The 17,168-nt window shown below is 44.3% G+C and carries 16 protein-coding genes, 1 riboswitch and 1 other annotated feature; of the genes, 10 read left to right on the top strand and 6 right to left on the bottom strand.

Features of this window, described 5'->3' with window-relative positions; genetic code table 11:
- Positions 1-1,128 carry a glycerate kinase family protein gene (locus LPKJCM_RS02335; RefSeq protein WP_057961582.1) on the top strand — a complete coding sequence of 376 codons (1,128 nt, stop codon included), beginning with the start codon at positions 1-3 and terminating at the stop codon, positions 1,126-1,128.
- Between the two features lie 229 nt (positions 1,129-1,357).
- Here LPKJCM_RS02335 and LPKJCM_RS02330 read toward each other — a convergent pair whose 3' ends face one another.
- Both LPKJCM_RS02330 and LPKJCM_RS02325 read right to left on the bottom strand, forming a co-directional pair.
- On the bottom strand, positions 1,358-2,035 hold the full coding sequence (locus tag LPKJCM_RS02330) for a type 1 glutamine amidotransferase domain-containing protein (RefSeq protein ID WP_057961583.1): 678 nt from the start codon (positions 2,033-2,035) through the stop codon (positions 1,358-1,360).
- Entirely contained in the window at positions 2,032-2,370 is a 339-nt protein-coding gene (locus LPKJCM_RS02325) for an ArsR/SmtB family transcription factor (RefSeq protein WP_057961584.1), read from the bottom strand. Before LPKJCM_RS02325 ends, LPKJCM_RS02330 begins: the two co-directional genes overlap by 4 nt.
- Before the next feature lie 174 nt (positions 2,371-2,544).
- On the opposite strand from LPKJCM_RS02325, the gene LPKJCM_RS02320 reads away from it, so the two are divergent.
- Positions 2,545-3,546 (top strand): NADP-dependent oxidoreductase, encoded by a 1,002-nt coding sequence (locus tag LPKJCM_RS02320; protein ID WP_174659002.1) that lies wholly within the window; start codon positions 2,545-2,547, stop codon positions 3,544-3,546.
- A 79-nt stretch (positions 3,547-3,625) separates the two neighbouring features.
- Here LPKJCM_RS02320 and LPKJCM_RS02315 read toward each other — a convergent pair whose 3' ends face one another.
- Positions 3,626-4,396 (bottom strand): acetoin reductase, encoded by a 771-nt coding sequence (locus LPKJCM_RS02315; protein WP_057961586.1) that lies wholly within the window; start codon positions 4,394-4,396, stop codon positions 3,626-3,628.
- A gap of 64 nt (positions 4,397-4,460) precedes the next feature.
- Positions 4,461-4,695 (bottom strand) — a binding site (T-box leader).
- A gap of 61 nt (positions 4,696-4,756) precedes the next feature.
- The gene (locus LPKJCM_RS02310; protein ID WP_057961587.1) at positions 4,757-5,710 is read right to left on the bottom strand and encodes a cation diffusion facilitator family transporter; all 954 of its coding nucleotides are present in this window, start codon (positions 5,708-5,710) and stop codon (positions 4,757-4,759) included.
- A 255-nt stretch (positions 5,711-5,965) separates the two neighbouring features.
- Here LPKJCM_RS02310 and jag point away from each other — a divergent pair, with 255 nt between their 5' ends.
- The 3 genes from jag to mnmG all read left to right on the top strand — a co-directional run bounded on the left by jag (position 5,966) and on the right by mnmG (position 10,235).
- Positions 5,966-6,676, top strand: coding sequence for an RNA-binding cell elongation regulator Jag/EloR (gene jag, locus LPKJCM_RS02305; RefSeq protein ID WP_057961588.1), 711 nt, complete (start codon positions 5,966-5,968; stop codon positions 6,674-6,676).
- Positions 6,677-6,875: 199 nt separating this feature from the next.
- Positions 6,876-8,270 (top strand): tRNA uridine-5-carboxymethylaminomethyl(34) synthesis GTPase MnmE, encoded by a 1,395-nt coding sequence (mnmE, locus tag LPKJCM_RS02300; protein WP_057961589.1) that lies wholly within the window; start codon positions 6,876-6,878, stop codon positions 8,268-8,270.
- Between the two features lie 33 nt (positions 8,271-8,303).
- A complete protein-coding gene (gene mnmG, locus LPKJCM_RS02295) occupies positions 8,304-10,235 on the top strand; it encodes a tRNA uridine-5-carboxymethylaminomethyl(34) synthesis enzyme MnmG (protein ID WP_057961590.1) in 1,932 nt (643 codons plus the stop codon).
- Positions 10,236-10,359: 124 nt separating this feature from the next.
- Here the strand turns inward: mnmG and LPKJCM_RS02290 are convergent, their stop codons facing one another.
- Complete coding sequence (locus LPKJCM_RS02290; RefSeq protein ID WP_057961591.1) at positions 10,360-11,562, bottom strand: multidrug effflux MFS transporter; 1,203 nt, start codon at positions 11,560-11,562, stop codon at positions 10,360-10,362.
- Between the two features lie 203 nt (positions 11,563-11,765).
- On the opposite strand from LPKJCM_RS02290, the gene lepB reads away from it, so the two are divergent.
- Entirely contained in the window at positions 11,766-12,353 is a 588-nt protein-coding gene (gene lepB / locus LPKJCM_RS02285; RefSeq protein ID WP_057961592.1) for a signal peptidase I, read from the top strand.
- Between the two features lie 57 nt (positions 12,354-12,410).
- On the opposite strand, the gene LPKJCM_RS02280 is transcribed toward lepB, so the two are convergent.
- The gene (locus LPKJCM_RS02280; RefSeq protein WP_087069516.1) at positions 12,411-13,049 is read right to left on the bottom strand and encodes a histidine phosphatase family protein; all 639 of its coding nucleotides are present in this window, start codon (positions 13,047-13,049) and stop codon (positions 12,411-12,413) included.
- Positions 13,050-13,405: 356 nt separating this feature from the next.
- On the opposite strand from LPKJCM_RS02280, the gene LPKJCM_RS02275 reads away from it, so the two are divergent.
- The 4 genes from LPKJCM_RS02275 to LPKJCM_RS02255 all read left to right on the top strand — a co-directional run bounded on the left by LPKJCM_RS02275 (position 13,406) and on the right by LPKJCM_RS02255 (position 17,133).
- Positions 13,406-13,954, top strand: coding sequence for an RNA 2'-phosphotransferase (locus tag LPKJCM_RS02275; protein WP_057961593.1), 549 nt, complete (start codon positions 13,406-13,408; stop codon positions 13,952-13,954).
- Positions 13,955-14,399: 445 nt separating this feature from the next.
- Positions 14,400-14,876, top strand: a complete 477-nt coding sequence (locus LPKJCM_RS02265; protein ID WP_057961595.1) for a hypothetical protein — start codon at positions 14,400-14,402, stop codon at positions 14,874-14,876.
- Positions 14,877-15,093: 217 nt separating this feature from the next.
- A riboswitch (TPP riboswitch) is annotated at positions 15,094-15,186 on the top strand.
- 124 nt (positions 15,187-15,310) lie between these two features.
- On the top strand, positions 15,311-16,588 hold the full coding sequence (locus LPKJCM_RS02260) for an acetylornithine deacetylase (protein WP_057961596.1): 1,278 nt from the start codon (positions 15,311-15,313) through the stop codon (positions 16,586-16,588).
- Positions 16,585-17,133 (top strand): ECF transporter S component, encoded by a 549-nt coding sequence (locus LPKJCM_RS02255; RefSeq protein WP_057961597.1) that lies wholly within the window; start codon positions 16,585-16,587, stop codon positions 17,131-17,133. The genes LPKJCM_RS02260 and LPKJCM_RS02255 overlap by 4 nt, the downstream gene beginning before the upstream one ends.
- Positions 17,134-17,168: the final 35 nt, after the last annotated feature.

The raw sequence follows: 17,168 nt of genomic DNA, 5'->3' as shown, positions 1-17,168 counted from the left end.
ATGGAAAAAATTGTAATTGCGACCGATTCATTCAAAGGCAGTGCCAGTTCACAGGAAGTTGCGGATGATTTACAACGGGGACTGATGGCGGCCAATGCTGGCCTCCAAATCAAAAAAGTTCCCTTCGCTGATGGCGGTGAAGGAACTGTCACAGCTGTTGTCGGGGCGACTAAGGGCCAATTGATGACAACTAAGGTAACTGGCTCCGCTGGCAGTCAAATTGACGCTGAATGGGGTTTGATTGACAATCAGACGGCGGTAATCGAAATGGCCGCAGCTGCTGGATACACTCAAGGACAAAAGACGGATGTCACTCTTCGGTCAACTTATGGTGTTGGAGAACTCATTGAAGCAGCGTTGGATCACGGCGTTAACAAAATCTTTCTGGGACTTGGCGGAAGTTCAACCAACGATGGTGGCGTTGGAATGGCTCAGGCCTTGGGCGGGCATTTTTACGATCGAAAAGGACATGAAATCTCCCGTGGGATTGGCGGACTCAAAGACTTGGAAAAAGTTGATTTGAGCCAAATTGACCAACGGATTCACTCAGTTCAAGTAGTTGGTCTTTCAGACGTCATGAATCCATTGGTTGGCAAATCAGGGGCCACAGCAATTTTTGGTCCACAAAAAGGGGTTCAAAAAGCGCAAATTGCCGCTTTTGATGCCCGATTGCAACGATTGGCACGGTTGACGGCTGACTCAATCGGTCAGGATTTTTCATCCGTTTCTGGAGCTGGGGCCGCCGGTGGTTTGGGATTTGGCGTCCTGGCTTTTCTAAATGGCAGGCTAACCTCCGGTATTGATGAGATCATGAAATTGGTGAACTTAAAGGCGCTGATTCGGGATGCTGATTGGGTCATTACCGGTGAGGGGCGGATTGATTCACAAACTCTCAGCGGCAAATTGCCAATGGGGGTTGCCAAGCTGGCTCATTCAGCCAAAGTTCGGGTGATTGCCGTTGCCGGGAGTTTGGCAACCGATATCCAGCCTTTATACGATCAAGGATTTGACTTGATTGTTTCCACGACGACTCGTCCGGTGACTGTTCCAGAAGCGATTCACCAAGCTCCTCAGTTGATTCAGCAGACTGGTTTTCGGATTGGGAAGCTGATTCAGTTGATTCATTAAAGAGATCAGGTAAATAATTGGTTAGGAGTCAAGACAATAAGAGAGAGTGGGACACGAGGCGTTTTGATCCCAGAATTTAAGCAAATAATCCGGTTATTCCTGCTTTTGGGAATAACCGGATTATTTGCTTAAATGGCCGGGATCAGCCGATTGTTCCACGTTTAATCTAGATAGTAGTGGAGCCAAAACGAGGCCGAGATAAAATTATGTCCCAGCCTCTTAAGCAATTTTAACGCACGTTTTCAAGTAATAGGCGAGCGACAGCCCGTGGTGAGAATGGATTTTGACCAGTAATTAACCGATCATCTTGAATGGCGTACTCCTTGTAAGCCCGTTTCTTTTTGAACTTGCCACCGCGTTTTTCAACTGCCTGCTTATTCAGAAAGGGAACCACTGATTTTTTACCGGCAATGATTTCTTCCGCAGTTGTGAAACCCGTGATTGATTTGCCGGCAATTAAATAGCGACCTGCATCGTCCTTAATGTTGAGTAAGCCGGCAACCCCATGACAAACGGAAGTGACGTATCCGCCATTATCGTAAATTGACAAGGCAATTTGCTGGAGGGATCGATCATTTGGAAAATCCCACATCACCCCATGGCCGCCAGTGTAGTAGATGGCTAAATAGTCGTCAGGATTGATTTCATTTGGCCGCAGCGAGTTGGTCAACGCCCGTTTTTGGAAATCGGCAGTCTCATAGAACTTCATGATCGACTCATTAGTGTATTTCATACTGCGTGGATCAAGTGGCACAAAGCCACCTTTTGGACTGACATAGTCGACGCCAATCCCTGCTTCTTGAATTGTTTCGGCAAATTCTGTTGCTTCCCCCAGCCATAAGCCAGTGGGATCATTCGTGCCTTGATAACGGGTAACATTTGTTAAAACGATCAATACTTTTTTCATAGTTTTGTCTCCGTTTGATGAATGATTGCTGTGACATGATCCAGAAGCGTTTTTAGTTCATTAATCTCCTTGATGTCATGGGAAAGGTAGTAAAAATTCTTGGTCCCTTGACTTTTGACGGCAACTAAATGGGCATCTTTCAAAATTTTTAAATGATGAGAAACTGCCGGCCTGGATAAGCCGGTCACACTGGTAAGTTCAGGGACTTGCAGCCCCCCACAAGAATTGGTTTTTAGCAGGGAAATGATAATTGCTTGACGTTTTTGGTCCCCCAAAGCAGTTAAGAAGCTGCTGACATTGGCGAATTCAGTTTGAATTTGGTGTAAATCAACCATCGTACATTCCTTTCAGTTCATATTTTTAAACCATTAAACCATTTTATTTGTCGGCCGTCAATGAATTGGCATTAAACAATCTTGCTTGACGCCCACCAAATTGTGATTTATGATTTGGGCTACATTCGTTTAAAAATTTAAACCAATAAAATGGAGCTATTAATGATGACAAAAATGATGAAAGCTGCCCAGATCGACCATTTTGGGCAGCAGCAATTAGAGATCGTAGACGTGCCCATTCCAACGATTAGGCATCATGACGTGTTAGTGAAAGTTTCTGCGGCAAGCATTAACCCGATTTATTTAAAGACCCGTGATGGCAAGCTTAAAATGTTGTTGAAGTATTCGATGCCCTTGAGATTAGGGAGTGATTTTTCTGGGACAGTTGTTCAGACGGGAACAATGGTTAAGGACTTCAAGGTTGGTGATGAGGTATATGGCCGAGTGCAGAAGAATCGTATCGGAACTTTTGCCGAGTATCTGGCTGTAGACCAAGATGATATTACCTTGAAACCAGTCAACTTATCCTTGGTAGAATCCGCGGCAATGCCGTTGGTTTCGCTGACGAGTTACCAGGCGTTAGTTGATCTGATGCACATCAAGCCAGGAGACAAAGTCTTGATTCAGGCGGGGTCCGGTGGGATTGGGACAGTCGCAATTCAACTTGCCAAGTCTTTGGGAGCATTTGTGGCAACGACCACTAGCGCAAAGAATACGGCTTTGGTCAGGCAGTTAGGAGCCAACCAGGTCATCGACTATCACCAAACGGCATTTGAAGATGTCTTAGTTGATTACGATGCCGTGTTTGATACACTTGGGGGTCAACAATTAGCAAATGCGTTTCAGGTCGTGAAACCCGGAGGCAAAGTGGTCTCAATTTCAGGGCTGCCAAATCGGGCATTCGCTCAGCAGGCTGGTCTACCAATGTGGAAACAGCTGGCATTTTCCCTGGCTACAGCAAAGATTGGTCGACTGCAACGCCAATTTCAGGTTGGTTATGAGTTTTTATTTATGAAGCCCAGTGGGATTCAATTGTCCAAGATTACCAAAATGGTCGAACGCGGAACCCTACACCCGGTCATTGATCGTGTCGTGCCATTTCCCGATATTCAGTCGGCTTTTGATTATTCAGCGACTGGTCGGGCTGTCGGGAAGATTGTCATCAAAATGGATTGACGGGCAAATTAGATATAAAAGGGCAGCCATGAGATTGTGCTCATGGCTGCCCTATTAATCACGCTCGTTTTCGATTATTTTACTGGTATCTCATGCCACCATCCACCAGAATTGATTGGCCGGTGATATAGGCGGCATCAGGGGATGCAAACCACGAAACAACTTTTGCGACGTCTTCAGGAGTCGCTTCTCTGCCCAGTGAGATCTCACTGAGGCAGTTTTTTTGTTGCTCAGCGACGGAGATTCCCTTGATTTCAGCAGTTCGTTTGTCGATCCCGTCTCTTAGAGGAGTTCTGACAATTCCTGGATCGTAAGCGTTGACAGTGATTTGGTCCTTTGCCAATTCCTTTGAAGCGGCTTGGGTAATCCCCCGAACGCCAAACTTTGAAATTGAATAGGCACTCTGCAGAGCAGATGCTTCAACCCCAGCCAGGGAGGCTGCATTGACGATTCGACCACCGTGACCCTGTTTTTTGAATTGTTCGGCTGCCGCTTGGGTTCCCCAGTAAGTTCCTAATAGATTGACATCTAATAATCGCCGGATATCTTTTTCTGCTGAATCAACAATTTCATCAATGAAAGCGACACCGGCATTATTGACGTACACAGCAAGTTCGCCAAGATCGGCAACCGCCTTTTGCACTAATTCAAAGACCCGTTCACGGTCAGCAACGTCGATATGATACGATTTGGCGGTGTAACCATCGTTAACCAAATCGGTGGTTACCTTGTCAGCTGTTTTCCCGTTAATGTCTGCGACTGCAATCGCAAACCCATCTTTGGCTAGTCTGTGAGCGATGCCTTCTCCGATTCCTTGTCCTGCGCCAGTTACAATTGCTAATTTTGTCATACTTGCCACCCCAAATTTATAATTTTTTGCCCATTAAATTAAAAAACGCTTCTGCAGCATTAGCTGCAGAAGCGAATAACACGTTACCATTCTGATTTATTTAACGATTACTCGTTAAACCTTAATAACCATCACTGAAAGATGGTGTGTCTACTAACGGGGACCTATCCGTCTGCTGCTCGTTATCTACTTACAGCAACCAATCATCGGCCATCTTCGTTCAAGCTGAATATTGGCTCTCATCAACGCCAACTCTCTGATAGACAACTTTAAACTACTCACCGATTCATTTTGTTTAACAAATTATCATTTAATTAAAACTGAATATAGACCTGATTTTTTTATTTGTCAAACGATTAATTAATCAGCCGAATGTGGATTGTCCTTTTGACTAACCGGATAGCTCATAACGTCAGCATCGAGAATGTCATATTTTTTCATCAGATTGTGCTCAACCTTTTCACCAATTGCGTAGGCAGTCTTTAAATCGGTATCATCTGCTAAATAAATGCCAATCTTCATCACAATCTGATCACCCAGCCAACGCGGCTCAATTCCTTGAATTCCCAAGACACCGGGGATTGCACTAATCGTTTCGTTATAGCGTTCAATATCTTTGGGGTCAAACCCTTCACTCAGCCGCATAATGGTTGTTCTAAAGATGCTGATTGATGAATGCAGAATGAGGCAGCCGACAATTAAAGTTGCCACTCCATCCAACCATTGAGCACCAAGATAGGCACCACCAATGGAGAGAAACGTTCCCAAACTGGTCCAAGCATCACTGTTGAGGTCTTGTCCAGAAGCCGTCAATGCCTGATTCTTAAGTTGGATGCCCTTTGCCTTATTAAAGCGCGCCAAGATACCAATGATGATTGCCGCGATCAGGCTAACCTCTAATGACCAATAATTTGGTCGAATGGTGTGACCGGAAAAGAAGCGTTGAACCGCGAAAACGCCATCAACGAAAATTTGAATACTAACCGCAAACATAATTGTCGCAGATAGCAGGGCAGCAATGTTCTCATACTGCCAATGGCCCATCACATGATTAGAGTCTGGGGGACGTTTAGAAATCTTTAAGCCAATAATTAAAATGGCGCCACCGCAAACACCCGTCAGATTATTTAACCCATCGGCAATTAACACGGTGATCTGGGCCAAATAACCAATGATGAGTTCAGCCACCATGATTGCAGAGTAGGCACTGAGATTAATCCAGGTAATCTGTGAGGCCTCCTGAAGCTTACTAAGCCGGTGCTGGCGGTCGATTTGAATGTTTTGGCCAACGTCATATTGATTTGTGTTTGCCATTGTCTCACTTTCCAAATCGAAAACCTAAAGTAGCAGTCACTGGTGATTGATGTTGATTCAGACAAAACCAGCTTTCTTAAAAAATGCTACTAAACCCATTATATCGACTTTGGCGTGAGATGGTAGATTGATGTTTTTTAATGTGACAAAATAAATAAAGTTTGCGTTTAGTTTCCGTTTTTCGCAACAAACCGTTTAATAATGCGCGTTTTTATGCTATTATTAACCAGTTAATTCAATTAAAGGGAGTTCATTATGACAATTTACTCTGGAAAAACCATCCAAGACGCCGTAGAACAGGGTTTAACCGCACTATCACTCACTTCGGACCAAGTTGAAGTTACCGTTATTCAACAACCTAAGAATGGCTTTTTAGGTTTTGGTCGCAAACTTGCACAGGTTGAACTTGTCAAAAAAAGTCATCCTCAACAGCAGACAAATACTAAAAAATCAAGTAGCCAACCAGTTTCAGATCTAAATAACCAAGTTGAAGAAACCGAAAACACCGTTGATATTGAAGAAGTATCTCAAAAGCTTGCCAACTACTTAAATGATGTCCTTGAAGCAATGGGCTTCTCGTTCAAACTAAAGCTGGATTTGAAGAATCGCCATTCAATCTATATTGATATTGATACCGACCAGGAGAGCCGATTAATCGGCCGTCATGGCCGCACAATTAATGCGCTCCAAAACCTCTCACAGATATTCATTAATCGTTTGGGGGCCAACAACGTTACTGTTGAGTTGGATACCGCAAACTATCGGTCAAGAAGAAGTGAGTCGCTGGTTCAATTAGCGGATAAAACCGCCCGAAACGCTATTGCGAATGGCAAACCGGTGTATCTCAATCCGATGCCGGCATTCGAACGTAAACAAATTCATAATGCTCTGGCAGACAATGATCATGTGATGACTTATTCAACGGGCAAAGAGCCCCACCGAGTGATTGTCGTTGCCCCCAAATAATTCTTGAAATCAATTGACAAATGATCAGCTTTAAAATATTATGTAGTTAATCATTCTTATCTTAACTAGGTAAAGTAGTCAAAGTGCTTTATCCGTGCTATCTTTTTTAGCATGGAGTGGCGCTTTTTTTGTGCTTTTAGATAAGTTTTGTGGTTAAATTAACGACACTATTCAATTACTCGTGGAGGGAAGCTTAATCATGGTTTTAACAACAACTGAATTTGATACGATTGCAGCGATTTCGACACCACCTGGCGAAGGTGGTATTTCGATCATCCGAATTAGTGGTGAAGAAGCGCTTGATGTTGCAAAAAAACTCTATCGTGGCAAAGACCTTGATAAAGTTGCCAGCAATACCATCAATTACGGCCACATCATTGATCCAGATACCAACGAAGAGGTTGATGAGGTGATGCTTTCGGTCATGAGAGCCCCTCACACCTATACTGAAGAAGATATTGTTGAAATTAATTGTCATGGTGGGATTGTTGCCACCAATCGAATTCTTCAGCTTGCGGTGAGTCATGGTGCCAGGATGGCTGAACCTGGTGAATTTACAAAGCGTGCGTTTTTGAATGGTCGAATTGACTTATCACAGTCTGAGGCCGTTATGGACCTGATTGAAGCCAAGACTGACCGTTCAATGAAAGCTGCCATTAACCAGCTGGACGGCAATCTGTCGCACCTGATTAAACATTTACGCCAAGACATTCTGGACGTTTTGGCTCAAGTGGAAGTTAACATTGATTATCCTGAATATGATGATGTTGAAACCATGACTAGCAAGTTGTTGCGGGAAAAGGCAACTGATGTCCACGCACGGATTGTTCAACTGCTGAAGACTGCCAAACAAGGTAAGATTTTGCGAGAAGGTTTGGCAACTTCAATCATTGGCCGGCCAAACGTTGGCAAATCCAGTTTGCTTAACAACCTTCTTCATGAAGACAAAGCAATTGTGACCGACGTGCCAGGGACAACCAGAGATGTTCTCGAAGAATACGTCAACGTCCGGGGTGTGCCATTGAAGCTGGTTGATACTGCCGGCATTCGCGATACTACGGACAAAGTTGAAAAAATTGGCGTTGACCGCTCTCGAAAAGCGATTAACAGTGCGGATTTAGTCCTGTTAGTTCTGAATGCCAGTGAACCATTAACTGAAGAGGACAAGAAGTTGTTAAGTGCCACTCAAGACAAACAACGGATCATCATCCTCAATAAGACTGATCTACCGGCTAAAATTAATTTAGACCAGATTAAATCACTTGCTGATGGCAATAATGTAATCTCAACCTCAGCGATTAAAGCGGACGGATTGACCCAACTAGAAGAATTGATTGCCAAGATGTTCTTCGATGAAGGCATTGAAAGCAGTCAAAACGATATTATGGTCACTAATGCCCGCCACATTGGCTTATTAAATCAAGCCAAACAGGCTCTCGAAGATGTGATCAAAGGCTTGGATGACGGTATGCCAGTTGACCTGGTTCAAATTGATATGACCCGCTGCTGGGATTTCTTAGGTGAAATCACCGGCGACAGTTACCAAGATGAGTTAATTGACCAGTTATTTAGTCAATTCTGTTTAGGGAAATAACCTGTTTCACGTGAAACAGTTGGAGGAAAAACAGTGAAAAGTTTACGAGTTAGCGATGTTAAACAAAAATATCGCGGCCAAGATTATGATGTGATTGTCGTTGGTGCCGGTCATGCAGGCTGTGAGGCCGCTTTAGCCGCTGCCAGAATGGGTAACAAGACCCTACTACTCACGATCAACCTGGATATGGTTGCGTTCATGCCCTGCAATCCATCGGTTGGCGGGCCTGCCAAAGGGACCGTAGTCCGTGAAGTTGATGCCTTGGGCGGCGAAATGGGCAAGAATATTGATAAGACCTACATCCAAATGCGGATGTTGAATACCCGTAAAGGACCGGCTGTTCAAGCCTTGCGTGCTCAGGCTGATAAACATGCTTACCATGCCGAAATGAAGCATACGATTGAAAAAGAACCTAATTTGACTTTACGTCAGGGGATTGTTGATTCCTTGATCGTTGAAGACGGTGTTTGTAAAGGGGTTATCACCAATACTGGCGCCGAGTGCTATGCGAAGGCAGTCGTGATTGCTGCTGGAACGGCTGCGCGTGGAAAAATTATTATTGGTGAGTTGATGTATGCTTCTGGGCCCAATAACTCACAGCCGGCTGAAAAACTTTCCGGCAATTTGGAAGATCTCGGTTTTGATTTGGAACGATTTAAGACCGGAACCCCACCACGAGTTGATGGGACAACGATTGACTATTCCAAAACTGAGGAACAGCCTGGTGACGAGAAACCGCATCACTTTAGTTTTGAATCTTCGGATGAAGACTATTTGGCAGTCAAAGATCAATTATCTTGTTGGTTAACCTATACCAACGAAATGACTCACAAGATTATCCGCGATAACCTTGACCGGGCACCTATGTTTACCGGCGTTATTGAAGGGGTTGGCCCACGTTATTGCCCATCAATTGAGGACAAAGTGGTTCGTTTTGCTGATAAGAGTCGTCACCAACTGTTTTTGGAACCTGAAGGCAGAAAGACTGAGGAATGGTACGTTGATGGACTTTCAACATCAATGCCCGAAGAGATTCAGCAGAAGATGATTCATTCAATCGTCGGCATGGAAAACGCACAGATGATGCGTCCGGGTTACGCGATCGAATACGATGTTGTTGCGCCATACCAACTCAAACAGACTTTGGAGACTAAGATCGTCAAAAACCTATTTACCGCTGGTCAGACCAACGGAACGTCAGGTTATGAAGAGGCTGCTGGTCAAGGCCTAATTGCGGGTATCAATGCGGGCCGGCGGGCACTTGGTAAAGGACCCTTCGTTTTGAAACGCAACGAAGCCTATATTGGCGTCATGATTGATGATTTGGTGACTAAGGGGACCAAGGAACCTTATCGACTATTAACCAGCCGGGCCGAGTATCGACTATTGCTGCGTACTGATAATGCTGATATGCGTTTGACAGAAAAGGGTCACGAGATTGGCTTGATTTCTGATGATCGCTACGCCAAGTTCTTAGCCAAGAAGAAGGCCATTGAAGATGAATTTGATCGGTTGAATACCATTCGAATTAAGCCTTCAGATGAAGTGAACCAATTTGTCCAGGAACATGGTGACAAGCCACTTCAAGACGGGGTGTTGGCATCGATTTTCCTGCGGCGGCCATACGTCGATTATCAGACATTGATGCGCTTCATTCCCCAAACGGAAGAAATGCCTGACCGTCATGTGATCGAACAAATTGAAATCCAGACTAAATATGCTGGCTACATTAAAAAAGCTGAGCAAAGTGTTGAAAAGATGAAGCGGATGGAAGAAAAGAAGATTCCTGACCGGATTGACTATGACGCAATTGATGGCATTGCCACCGAGGCCCGGCAGAAGCTACAGAAAATTCATCCTGAAACAATTGCCCAGGCCTCACGAATTAGTGGTGTCAATCCTGCTGACATTGCAATTTTGAGCGTTTATATTCAACAGGGCAAGATTAGTAAGCTGGCTGAGTAGTTTTAAAGGATAGTGGCCGTAAAGACCATCGAAACCAATTTAAGCTGGTTGTTGTTAAACATGGCAACCTAGTCAATCATCCAAATAAGGCTGAGGGCAAATTTTGCTCCCAGCCTCATTTGTGTTATTGAATGGATTGTTGCTTATTATGAATTGTGCTGAAGAGAAACAAACTCAATCCCATGCACCCCATAATTGCCAATGACATTGGCAGATAGGTTCCAGTCCCCATCAGCCCCACCAATGGCGACATGAGCCCACCAATTGCATTCTGTGACAAGCCAAGCATTGCTGAAAGACCGCCGTTATTATGTAATGTGAGGTTCATGATAATTGAAGTGGTTAATGTAAACAGCATCCCGAATTGAGTCACCGTCAGGAACACTAAGATAATGACCAGCAGGAGGTTGTTTAGGAATAGGGCACTAAGCGTTAGTAAAACAGAAGTGATGAAAGTCGATGTTAAGATGACTTTAGTTTGGCCAGCTTCACTAAAGCGTCCGGCCAGGGCACCTGGAACCACTGACCCAATCGCGATCCCAATCCCGTTTAATGCGTAAAGCAAGCTGAAGTTTTGAACGGACATGTGGAAAAAGCTCTGAAAGACAAATGATGAAGCAGAAATATAACTGAATAAACCACCGGATACCAACCCAGTTGCCAGAACCAACCGGACAAATCGAGAATTTTTCAGTAATTTAAACATTTGACCAATTGATTTGCCCGGGCTTCCTGAAATTCGTTTCTCCTGGGGTAATGTTTCCTTAATTCCCAGCCATAATGCCAGGACTGAAACAAAGCCAATTGCTGCCAACAAAATGAAAATTCCCTGCCACTCGACATAACGGATCATAAATCCGCCAATGACGGGAGAAATAACCGGAAAAATGCCATTGACGGCCGATAACATCGAATAAAACTTGGTTAACAGAGGCCCTGAGAACATATCTGAAGCGATTGCGCGGGACAGCACCTGACCACTGGCCCCAGCTAGTCCCTGGATAAACCTTAACAGGATTAACAGATAGACTGAACTGCTGTAGGCGATCATCAAAGATACCAGTCCAAAGATGAAAAAGCCAATCATTAAAGGCTTTTTCCGTCCATATTTGTCACTCAAAGGGCCAGAAATCAATTGGCCTAGCGCTAACCCGATTAAGCAGGCACTTAGGCTCAGTTGAATCAGTGATGGCTGGGCATTGAGATCCCGCGTCATTTCAGGGAGGGCTGGTAAGTAGAGATCGATCGACAGTGGGCCAGTTGCGCTAATCGTTCCCAGTATAAAGACCAGCCAGATTTTACTGCGGAGTTTAAGGTTTGTGTTCATGTGGTTACCTCTATTTCACAAGCAGATTCATACAAATTATGATACAGTTTGATTGCAATATGAGCAATTAATTAAGGTTCTGTTAATTCGGCACGAAAGAGTTGTTCTGGCGAGTAAATGTGATAAAATTAATAGCGATTGTGTAAGCTAACTGTTATGGATAGTATGCATAGCTAATTGTGTTGTTCATAAAGGAGCTTAAGATGAAAGTATTTAAAGAAATTATGAGCTGGGTCATTCCCATCCTGGTCGGACTGCTGGTTGCCCTATTGATTCGTCAGTTTGTCTTTACGTTTGCCCGGGTTGATGGCCCTTCAATGGAACCCAACTTAGTTAATAAAGAGCGGTTGATTGTTTGGCGGCACGCCAAGATTAAGCATCTGAGCGTCATTGTTTTTGATGCGCATGGTGAGGATCCGACGGCTACCAAACCTAAAACAGATTACGTTAAGCGGGTGATTGGCCTTCCCGGCGACACGGTCTCCAGCAAAAACGGTAATCTTTACGTGAATGGTAAGGTGGTTCCCCAAAAGTTCATTAGTACCAGTGAACGGACAACCGGAACCGGTAATTGGAATCTGAAATCTCTATCAAAGAGCTGGGATAAAAATACCAACGCTACCAAGGTGCCCAAGGGTGAATACTTTGTTTTGGGTGACCATCGAAGTGTCTCAAATGACGGTCGATATTGGGGCTTTGTCCCAAAGAAGAAGATTACTGGGGTTGCCAAGACCTTCTTCTGGGAAACCAACAAGACTAAACGCACCAACGTTAACAGCTTAGGCTATTAATCATCACTTAAAAATCTCACTAAAAGATTAACTACGCAATCTATTAGTGAGATTTTTTTATTCGTTGTAGGAGATAATCTGCGGGGTGGAGCTAACATCCAACTTGGTAACACTGCCATTGCCGGGTTGTTCAACAGCGGAAGTGGTGTTGCTATACATGGTTGCCAGGTTTCTTAGAAAAGTTCCATGTGAAACAACCAGGGCGTTCTGGCCGTCTGCCAGTTCATCTTGAATATGCTGGACGGCATTATCGATTCGGGCCTTGAGATGACCGGTTGTCTCGGCTTCATGAAATGGATCGGCGGCATGCATGAAATCACGCATTTTGAACAAACCATATTCTTTAATTAAGTCTTCTTGATTCCGATGCCCCAGCGGTCCGCCGATCATGTTCCAGGTTTGAATACTGTCGATTCCTTCAAACGAGCCGAAGTAAATTTCCCGCACCCCGAGAAACACCTCTCTGGAAACGGTCGCTGATGTATGATTGTTGGCCAGAATAATGTCTAAGGTATGAATGGCCCGCATCATATCGGAACTCATCGCCAAGTCGAAGTGGACATCGGCGAGTTTTTGACCGGTCGCTTTTGCTTGGGATTCCCCTTTTTCGGTCAATGGTGAGTCCACCCAGCCCTGCATTCGGCGAAATTGGTTAAGCAGTGTTTGGCCATGGCGCACAAAATAAATGGTTTTCATGTTGAATCCTTTCAAATAGTTTCTTGATCCAATTATAAAAGAAATCCGGCTAAACAACACCCCTATCCAGTTTTTTCTTCAACTTCACAATTTCGTCACACTTATTTAAGGCTGAGTTAAGTTGGTAGCCATAATATAAAGACAATCAATTTTGAAAGATAAATTGGTTTACAAGTGAACTTACTCCTCCAAAGTATGAAACTTGATTATCTTACCTCTCCCCCAAGAAGTAAGATCCCCTCTAATATGAATATGATTTGTCATAACGTCTGGGCCTTAGTACCGGGCGTTTTTTGTGGTTTGAGTGCCTTTGGGATTATAATGAGGTCAGCTTAGAAGAAATTGGAGTCAGTAACATGGATCATCAATTAACCAGGTTGAGTAAACGGCTGTCGTACGTCCTTAGACACCATCCGGACAAAATTGGCATCCAGTTGGATCGATACGGACGGGTGGACTTGCAAACGCTCATCCAAAAATTTAATCAGCACTTTGGCACCCCAATCAGTGAAAAAATCATTCGAGAGATTATGAAAAAGAGTGACAAACAACGTTATGCGATTGAAGGCCACACGATTCGGGCTCTGTATGGCCACAGCATCCCCGTAGATCCATTAACACCGCCAACGGTGCCGCCAGAGAAGCTGTATCATGGAACGAGTCACGCGGCTGCGAAATTCATTGTTGATGAGGGTTTAAAAAAGATGGATCGAGATTTTGTTCATTTGTCTGCCACTCCCAAAATGGCGATTGAAGTGGGCAAACGACGTGACCCACTCCCAGTGATTTTTGAAATTGAAGCCAGGAAAGCGGCACTTTCAGGAGGATTATTTTATCCAACCGAAAGTGGCGTTTGGTTGGTGGATAAAGTGCTGGCGCAGTTTCTGAAGGTTATTAACCAGTAATGATATTTAGTGGAGGGTAATATGTACGATCAGGCAGATGAAAAAGAATCAAAACCAACCAAGATTCAAAGGCCAATGCAGGGAAATTGTCCGAAATGCCACCGACCAATGTCCATTAGTTATGGCTTAAATAGGTGTCCCAATTGCGGTTTTATATTTAAATCCAATTTTAAAGTGGAATAGTGTCAATCAGGCTAAGATAGCAGCCGATAGGGTCAATCAATGAACGATTTGTGTTTGTTGATTGCCCTTTTTTGCTGTCGAGATTTTACAAAATTCCAAAGGATTTCTAAAGATCGCGTTGATTACCGGCTAAACATAATCGATTTAAGTCCCAATTAAGCTTTCCCCGATATTCTAACAACATCAAGTATGAAGGGAGGGCAGCTGAACTAAGATTTACATCAAACCAACAAACGTTAAGACGAAAGGAAGTTTTTCATCTATGAAAATTAAAAAATATTTAGTGACAGTTGGTGCGGCAGCCGCCATGGTTGCGCCAACATTTCTGAGCAGTGTTGTTGCCAACGCGGACACGGTGCAACCGCAACGACAACAACAGGGAAATAAACAGGATAACGCTAAGTCTACCAAGCAGGTAGCAGGGAAAAATCTGTCCCAACAGTCGCGTGAAACCGGCAGTCAATATACCAATGACAATTCCGGCTACAACGTGACTGTCAAGGCAACCAACCTCATCAATACGCTGCATTACAATGTCAACACGTCAACGGATAGCGGTGCCTCAAGTGCCGATTCATTTTCAATCAGTATTTACAAGGATGGTGAACTTTACAAGACCATCAGTTCATCAACTGGCACATTGAGCGGCCGGTTGTGGGTCGGTTCTGGTACGTACTCCATTAAAGTCTATACCAGCAGCGCGGCCAGTCATTGGACGGGTGGTTTGACGACTTCATAATCAACTGATTCTATAAGGATAAAGCTTTCATTTAGGTCAAATGAAAAAAGCGTGGGATAAGAGATGGTCAAAGTGCCGTTTCAAATCCCACGTTTTGTGTTAAAAAATGTTTTTAGACGATAACGATCGTTGACTTCACATTTGTCAAAAATTAACTTTGACATTTCATCGATTCGTTATATGATAAAACCAGCTATGTAAATTGTGGCTAATTGAATAAAGTAGTCTGGGGTGCCCTAAACGGCTGAGATAAATACCCATTGAACCTGATGCAGTTAGGACTGTCGAAGGAAGAACGAAACTTTTTTGTGTGAGCTAATAGAGATAAAGTCGATTCAACTTTAATCTGTTCCCTCTTTCTTCGAGGCTTTGAAGAAAGGGGGATTTTTTTGTTTTGATACAGTACATGACTAATTGAGTGGAGGGAGTCGAAGTTGACAGATAAGGAAACACTACTTCAAGCAGTTGATGCGAGAAAAGATCAGCTGTTGGCGTTGTTGGAACGGTTAATTTCATTTGAAACAATGTCACCACCTGCCCGCAACACGGTGGCAATTCAACACTTTCTTGACGATGAGTTAACCGAGATTGGATTTAGAACCAAGCGAGTCGCCTTTTATGAGGGCGATGAACTGCTTTCCGCTCAGAAAGCGGGGACGGATGCGGCGAACTATCACAGCCTGCTGCTGAACGGCCATGTTGACGTGGCTACCGTGGATCGCCCAAGCTGGAACTCAGATCCATTTAAATTAGTTCAAAACGGTGATCTGCTGTATGGGCGTGGTGTCAGCGATATGAAGGGTGGTATTTCAAGCTTTATTTATATCTTCTCGCTGCTTAATCAGCTTGGCATTGACCTACCGGGTGATTTACGGTTCCAATCCGTTGTTGGTGAGGAGGCTGGCGAAGCGGGAACGAAAACGTTATTGAAAAATGGCGAAACCGCTGATTTTGCCGTCGTTGGCGATACCAGCAATATGAATTTTCAAGGTCAGGGCGGCGTTGTGACCGGCTGGATTACCCTCAATAGTCCCCATATTTATCATGATGGCAACCGAGCCGCAATGATTACCACTGGCGGCGGCCTGAAAGCAGCCAACATGATTGAAAAAATGGTGGTTGTGATTCAAGCATTGGAAAAATTAGAGCAGTATTGGGGGATCACGAAAAGCTACCCTGGATTTGCGCCGGGAATTGATACGATTAATCCAGCGTACATTCAAGGCGGCTTGCACCCCGCTTATATCCCGAGCGAGGCGAAGTTATGGATAACCGTCCATTTTTACCCGAATGAAAATGTCGATGATATTACTCAAGAAATTGAGGATCAAGTCATTGCAGCAGCAAAAGCTGATCCTTGGCTGCGGGATAATCTGCCAACCTTCACTTGGGGCGGCGATTCACTGTTAGTCGATAAAGGCGAGGTGTTCCCATCACTGGCACTTCATCCGGATCATCCGGGGATGCAGGCACTTGAGAACAGCTTTAGGGAAGTGTCTGGCAAACAGCCGACGGTGGGGATGTCACCGTCTGTTTCGGACAGTGGCTGGTTTGGCTATTACCACATTCCAGCAGTTGATTTTGGGCCAGGGACCATGGAACAAGCTCATAGTGACAACGAAAGTCTTAGTTTTCAGCAATTATTAACGTATACCAAAATAATGGCCGCTTTCATTTATGACTGGTGTCATTCAAAAGGAGAAAAATCATGAAAAAGAAATTTCGCTTACAGGATGTGATTCTGTTAGCCATTGTTGCAATTGTTTTTGGTGCCATCTTTGTCGGCACGGACTATCTTTATAATTTCCTGGCAGTTGCCATTGGACCATTCTCAAATGAGGCGCTGTTTGGCCTTTGGATTATGGCTGGACCGCTTTCAATCTACTTGGTAAGAGTTCCCGGCGCTGCGATTATCGGCGAAGTCTTAGGTGCCGCTGCCGAGGTCATTTTTGGCGGAACCTTTGGCGCCAGTGCCCTCATTTCAGGAATTGTTCAAGGAATCGGAAGCGAGCTTGGGTTCACCGTGTGGGGATACAAAAATTGGGGTTGGCCGGTTTTAACAACCTCAGCCATCACAACCACCGTTGTTTCATTTGGATATGAACTCTTCCGTCTGGGTTATGTTCACTATCACCTGCCAATGATTTTGGCATTGTTCTCGGTTCGTTTAATCTCGGTCTTCTTCTTCGGCGCCGTTTGTGTTCGGGCAATTTTCAAGATGATCAGCCGATCACAGGTGCTCAGACAAGTTCAATAAGAGAGGGCATCTAAAAATTAAAGGGATTGCGCTAA

The sequence above is a fragment of the Lentilactobacillus parakefiri genome (assembly GCF_002157585.1).
Lineage (GTDB): Bacteria > Bacillota > Bacilli > Lactobacillales > Lactobacillaceae > Lentilactobacillus > Lentilactobacillus parakefiri.
This window is presented reverse-complemented; position numbering and strand designations above follow the sequence as displayed.